General features: G+C 62.9%; 6 protein-coding genes and 2 pseudogenes. 3 read left to right on the top strand and 5 right to left on the bottom strand.

Going from position 1 to position 5,492, the window contains the following annotated elements; genetic code table 11:
• The 3 genes and pseudogenes from Q0082_RS09895 to Q0082_RS09890 all read right to left on the bottom strand — a co-directional run.
• Positions 1-518 (bottom strand): annotated as a pseudogene (locus Q0082_RS09895) (hypothetical protein); the annotation flags it as partial.
• 65 nt (positions 519-583) lie between these two features.
• A pseudogene (locus Q0082_RS20105) lies at positions 584-655 on the bottom strand (integrase arm-type DNA-binding domain-containing protein); the annotation flags it as partial.
• Positions 656-689: 34 nt separating this feature from the next.
• Positions 690-833, bottom strand: a complete 144-nt coding sequence (locus Q0082_RS09890; RefSeq protein WP_298192029.1) for an Arm DNA-binding domain-containing protein — start codon at positions 831-833, stop codon at positions 690-692.
• Positions 834-1,347: 514 nt separating this feature from the next.
• On the opposite strand from Q0082_RS09890, the gene Q0082_RS09885 reads away from it, so the two are divergent.
• From Q0082_RS09885 to Q0082_RS09875, 3 genes are read left to right on the top strand one after another with little or no spacing between them, the layout of a single operon-like run.
• Positions 1,348-2,007, top strand: coding sequence for a TetR/AcrR family transcriptional regulator (locus tag Q0082_RS09885; protein WP_298192028.1), 660 nt, complete (start codon positions 1,348-1,350; stop codon positions 2,005-2,007).
• Positions 2,008-2,061: 54 nt separating this feature from the next.
• Positions 2,062-3,003, top strand: coding sequence for an alpha/beta hydrolase (locus Q0082_RS09880; protein WP_298192026.1), 942 nt, complete (start codon positions 2,062-2,064; stop codon positions 3,001-3,003).
• Positions 3,000-3,665, top strand: coding sequence for a glutathione S-transferase N-terminal domain-containing protein (locus Q0082_RS09875; RefSeq protein ID WP_298192024.1), 666 nt, complete (start codon positions 3,000-3,002; stop codon positions 3,663-3,665). The genes Q0082_RS09880 and Q0082_RS09875 overlap by 4 nt, the downstream gene beginning before the upstream one ends.
• 1 nt (position 3,666) lies before the next feature.
• Here Q0082_RS09875 and Q0082_RS09870 read toward each other — a convergent pair whose 3' ends face one another.
• Together Q0082_RS09870 and Q0082_RS09865 are read right to left on the bottom strand one after the other, a co-directional pair.
• Positions 3,667-4,443 (bottom strand): cyclase family protein, encoded by a 777-nt coding sequence (locus Q0082_RS09870; protein ID WP_298167489.1) that lies wholly within the window; start codon positions 4,441-4,443, stop codon positions 3,667-3,669.
• 3 nt (positions 4,444-4,446) lie between these two features.
• Positions 4,447-5,373: a 3-keto-5-aminohexanoate cleavage protein gene (locus Q0082_RS09865; RefSeq protein ID WP_298192022.1), complete on the bottom strand. Its 927-nt coding sequence runs from the start codon at positions 5,371-5,373 to the stop codon at positions 4,447-4,449.
• Positions 5,374-5,492 lie beyond the last annotated feature (119 nt).

Below are 5,492 nucleotides of genomic sequence, written 5' to 3'. Positions count from 1 at the left end.
ATCTGCTCGGCGGGGATATGCCAGAGCGCTTCGGGTGCGGGCTCGTCGCTGTCCCAGGCTATCCCCTCCATGTCGGCCCAGCGCGCGCGGCGCACGGTGCCCGGCTGCTGCGCCGTGAGCGCGAGGAACCGGGAGGCGAGCAGCGTCACGGGGTAAGCGCCGGTCGCCTCGGTCTTGCGCAGGATCTCGCGGAGCTCGTCGAGGTCGAGCACGGCGGGCTGCTTCTTCGCCTTATTCTTGGGCAGGAGCGCGTGTTCGAGGAGCGCGGCAGGATTGTCGCGGGCGATGTGCTGCGAGATCGCCAGCACGAACACCCCGCTGATGCGCTGACGGATCCTCTTTGCCGTTTCGATCGAGCCGCGGCGTTCCATCTTGCGGAGCAGGTCGAGGACGTCGCCTGCCTCGAGCGCGCCGATCGGCGTGGGGTGCCGATGGAGGGGAATACGTCCCGCTCGAGCGAGCGGATGACGTCGGCGGCATGGATCGGGGTCCAGCGGCTCTCGTTGATCCAGTGCCACTCCCGCGCCACAGATTCGAAGGTATGCGCCTCCTTCGCCTTCTCGGCGCGCGCCTGGCGCTTCTTCTCGTCCACCGGGTCGATGCCCTGGGCTATTAGCCGCCGCGCTGCATCCCGCCGATCGCGCGCGTCTGCGAGAGGAACGTCGGGGTTAGGAACCGAGCGCGAGCAGCTATTCCTTGCCGGCGATGCGGTACTTGAGGCGCCAGAGCTTCCCGCCGCTGGGGCGCACGAGCAGGTGGAGGCCGCGCTCGTCAGCGAGCTTGTAGTCGCGCTCGCCCGGTGCGGCTTTCTTGATCCTCGTGTCCGACAGCATGAGCTATACCTCGCCTTGGGGGTATATGGAGCATCACGCTCGGCCCGTACCCCCAAATGTACCCCGAGGTGAGGGTGGCTTTGGCGGCACCTGGCTGCACCGCCTTGCACTCCTGACCCTCGGTTTTCTGGGGGATTTTGCATTCCCTTGCACGTCTTTGCAACGGGAAGTGGCGGAGACGGAGGGAGGCTTGAACATGGATCATGTTTTTGAATAATATAAAAAATATACCGGCCGTTCCTGAGTATGCCCCTCCCAGTGCCCCCACATACCATTCCTCGGCCGATCATCACTTCGGCCAAAGCGATTGCGGCCCTGGATACAGGCCATAAAATGCAGGCCAAGTAGCAGAAGGCATTGATAGACGTACATTTATCAACATAAATGTTGATTGCACTCGCCCGAGCGGCACTAAAGGGCTTGAATGCAGCGCACCCGCCATCCAAATCAACGTATATGTTGACTAAATTGGCTTTGGCCGATAATTGCTAGGGTGATGAAAGACGGTAAGCCCATGAAGGCAAACTCTGAAAGCGGTATCGGAAAGCGGCGGACAGCTGCACGCGAGGATTCCAGCGTATCGCACCAAGCCCGCCGCAAGGAAATCGGCGAGGCGGCAATCCGGGTCTTCAATCGGATGGGATTTCAGCGGGCGAGCATGACCGCCGTTGCGGCCGAGCTGAATATCGACCGCGCCTCTCTTTACTACTACATTTCGTCAAAGGAAGAACTCTTCGACGAAATCGTCCGCACCGTGGTGGAGCGCAATCTGGCGCTTGCGAAGAAAATCCAGGCCAGCGACATGCCCCCCCGGCGCAAGCTGCGAGACCTCATCATCGCGCTGATGTCGTCTTACGGAGAGCACTATCCGCTGATTTACATCTACATCCGCGAAAACCTGAGCAATGTTAGCGACAAGCGGTCCGAATGGTCACGCTATATGCGCGGTCTGAACGCGCAGATGTCGGATGCGGTGATCGCGATCATTGAGCAGGGCTATGCGGACAAGTCGTTCCGTTACGTCGGCTCGTCCAAGGTGGTCGCCTATGGGGTGCTCGGCATCGTCGGCTGGACGAACCGCTGGTTCCGGCCAGCGGAAAGCGATGTCAGCGCCGAGGAGATCGGCAAGATCTATGCCGAGATGGTGCTGGCCGGGTTGGAATCGCCCTATTGACCAGCGCGGATGCGCCGCACGCAACCAATGGATCGTTGGCTAAGGGAGATTGACGTGGCCTTACACCCCCAGCTGCAGGCGATCCTCGACAGTTCCGCCGGGATGCCGCCCATGGAGAATGTTCCGCCTGCCGCGCTGCGCGCCAGCTTCGAGGCGCTGGCGGCCAAGGCACCACGGCCCGAAGTCGCTCATGTCGAAGACCGCATGATACCCGGCCCGCGCGGCGAGATCCGCGTGCGCATCTACCGGCCCGATATGGACCAGGGCCACGCGGTGATCACCTACTTCCATGGCAGTGCCTTCGTGGTCTGCAGCATCGACACGCACGACGTGCTTTGTCGACACCTTTGCCTGCAGTCCGGGGCGGTCATCGTCTCGGTCGACTATGGCCTCGCGCCCGAAGCGCCGTTTCCCGCCGGTCCCGATGACAGCTTTGCCGCGACCAGCTGGACTGTCGCCCATGCCACCAGCTTCGGCGGCGACCCGGCGCAACTGATGGTGGCGGGCGATAGCGCTGGCGCGACGATGGCGATCGTCACAGCCCTTCGTGCGCGTGATGCCGGAGGCCCCGCGATTGCCGCGCAACTTCTGTTCTATCCAGTTACCGATTATCCCGACAAGCTTCCGGCATCCTACATCGAGCGCGGCGAGGGCTGCGGCCTTACCGCCAGTGCGATGCGGTGGGGTTGGGACCTTTACCTGACCGACCCCGCCGACCGAGCGAATCCGATGGCCTCGCCGCTGCGTGCACCGGACCTAAGTGGTCTGCCGTCCGCCTATGTCATCACCGCCGAGTACGATTTGCTGCGCGATGAAGGCCAGGCCTTTGCGGGCCGCCTGACTGCTGCGGGGGTGGCAACGACGCTGGCCCACTACGACGACATGAATCATGGATTTCTTGGCATGGCCGGTTCGCTCGACCGGGCGGACGAAGCCATGGCGGCGGCGGGCGCATGGCTGGCTGCGCGGACTATTACCCAGAGGAGCCCAAGATGATCCTGATCAGCGCCACACCCAGCCCGTTTGCGCGCAAGGTGCGCATTGCCCTCATGGAAAAGGGCGTGCCCTTCACGTTGCAGAACGAGATACCCTGGCACGCCGATACCCAGACATCGCGCTACAACCCGCTCGAGCAGCTGCCTGTGCTGATCCCCGATGATGCTGACCCTGTCTTCGAATCCTCGCACATCATGGAGTGGATCGAGTGGCGCTATCCCACGCCGCCGATGCTCCCCGATGCGCCCAATGAGGCGCTGGAGGCCAAGCAAGTGCAGGTGATCGCCGAAGGCGTGCTCGATGCAACCGTGCTCCTGTTCTGGGAAATGCAGCGGCCCCAGCCCAGCGCTGAATGGGCGCAGCGGCAGCTGCGCAAGGTCAAGGGCGGGCTGACCGAACTCAATCGCCGGGTGGGGACACGTGAACACGTGGTCGGCGACCGGTTCGGGTTGGCGGACATTGCGGTAATCGCGCTGCTCGGCAATCAGGACATCGTGATCGAGACGGGCATGATTCCGCTCTGGCAAGCCTACGCGCCGGATATGGCGCCGTGGCACGAACTCTATCCCAATCTCGCGCGATTCGAGGCGCTCCACCGCGACCGGCCATCGGTGCGCGCGACGGCACCGGTAATGTTCGCCCTCACGGAAAAGATCGTCTGACCTAATCCTCGAAGATCGCCACCGCGCGGGTCCACCCGGCCGAGGCTGCGCGGATCTTCATCGGGAAGCAGGCGATCGTGAAGCCGGTGGGAGGCAGCACTTCGAGATTGTGCAGCTTCTCAAGGTGGCAGTAGCCGATATCGCGGCCCGCCTTGTGGCCTTCCCAGATCAAACCGGCATTGCCCGTCGCCTCGTAGGCCTCGCGCGTGTGGACAAACGGCGCATCCCAGCTCCAGCCGTCGGTGCCGGTCAGGCGCACGCCGCGTTCGAGGAGGTACATGGTCGCATCATAACCCATGCCGCAGCCGGCGGTGACGTAGTCATCCTGTCCATAGCGCTTGCCGGCCGCCGTGTTGACCACGACGATTTCCAGCGGCGAGAGCGTGTGGCCGATGCGCGCGAGCTCGGCCTCGACATCTCCGGCGGTCACCACATAGCCATCGGGCAGGGCGGTGAAATCGAGCTTCACGCCGGGCTGGAAGCACCAATCGAGCGGTACTTCGTCGATCGTGATGGCGCGCTCACCCCGATTCATCGTCGATGCGAAGTGGTACGGCGCATCGAGGTGCGTGCCATTGTGCGTGATCAGCTCGATCTTCTCGATTGCCCAAGCCTCGCCATCGGGCAGGTCTTCGGGCTTCAGTCCCGGGAAGAAGCCGACCAGATCGGGTATCGAGGTCTTGTGGTCGATGTAAGCGATTTTGGGCTGGTAGGGCGGCGGATCGGAGATCACATCGTTTTCGAGGTAGATCGAGAGGTCTACAATCGTGCGCGCCATACCCTAGAACTCCACCCTGTCGCCGCCCTTGAGGCCCAGCATCGCGCGGGCTTCGGTTGGGGTCGCCGGTTCATGGCCCATTTCGCGGATGATCCGCACGATCTTTTCCACCTGCTGCGCGTTCGAGGCGGCAAGCACGCCGCGTTCGATGAACAGGCTGTCCTCCAGCCCGACGCGGACATTGCCGCCCATCAGCGCGGCTTGTGTGAGGAACGGCATCTGGTGACGCCCGGCCGCGAGCACCGACCACTGGAAATTGTCGCGGCCAAACAGGCGGTCGGCAGTCGATTTCATGAACATCAGGTTTTCAAGATCGGGGCCGATGCCGCCCAGAATGCCGAAAATCATCTGGATGAAGAATGGCGGCTGCACCAAGCCCCGATCAACGAAATGCGCCAGGTTGTAGAGGTGGCTGATATCGTAGCACTCATGCTCGAACTTGGTGCCGGCCTCGCCCATCACCTCAAGGATCGTTGCGATATCGCGGAAGGTGTTGCGGAAGATGAAGTCGTCCGAGCCCGTGACATAGGGCTCTTCCCAATCGTGCTTCCAAGTGTTGATACGCGCCGCTGCGCCGAAGAACGCGAAGTTCATCGAGCCCATGTTGAGGGAGCACATCTCGGGCTTGAACTGCACCGCCGCCTTCAGCCGCTCGGCCAGCGGCATGGTCGCGGAACCGCCGGTGGTGATGTTCACCACGGCATCCGTCTGTTGCTTGATGACCGACAGGAACTGCGCGTAAATCGCGGGATCGCCAGTGGGCTGTCCGTTGGCGGGATTGCGCGCGTGAACGTGCAGAATGGCTGCGCCCGCTTTGGCCGCCGCGATCGACTGCTCGGCAATCTCGGACGGCGTGCAGGGTAGGGCATCCGACATGGTCGGGGTGTGCGCGCCGCCGGTGACGGCGCAAGTGATGATGACCTTGCTCATCGCGGCGGCATCAGCGCGCGGTTGAGGCCGAGCCGGTCCGCAGTAACTTGCACATGCACAATCTGGTCTCCCTCGGAGTCGAAGATGCCAGCCAGCGCCAGCGTGACCGGCTGGCCGAT

This window comes from Novosphingobium sp., from assembly GCF_027489515.1.
Taxonomy (GTDB): Bacteria; Pseudomonadota; Alphaproteobacteria; order Sphingomonadales; family Sphingomonadaceae; genus Novosphingobium.
Note: the sequence above shows the minus strand (reverse complement) of the source record. Positions and strands in the feature narration are given on the sequence as shown.

What these genes read in the sequence shown, in the direction of transcription:
- Q0082_RS09890 (WP_298192029.1), bottom strand. Translation starts at nt 833, where the DNA reads ATGCTGTCGGACACGAGGATCAAGAAAGCCGCACCGGGCGAGCGCGAC.
- Q0082_RS09865 (WP_298192022.1), bottom strand. Translation starts at nt 5,373, where the DNA reads ATGAGCAAGGTCATCATCACTTGCGCCGTCACCGGCGGCGCGCACACC.
- Q0082_RS09875 (WP_298192024.1), top strand. Translation starts at nt 3,000, where the DNA reads ATGATCCTGATCAGCGCCACACCCAGCCCGTTTGCGCGCAAGGTGCGC.
- Q0082_RS09870 (WP_298167489.1), bottom strand. Translation starts at nt 4,443, where the DNA reads ATGGCGCGCACGATTGTAGACCTCTCGATCTACCTCGAAAACGATGTG.
- Q0082_RS09885 (WP_298192028.1), top strand. Translation starts at nt 1,348, where the DNA reads ATGAAGGCAAACTCTGAAAGCGGTATCGGAAAGCGGCGGACAGCTGCA.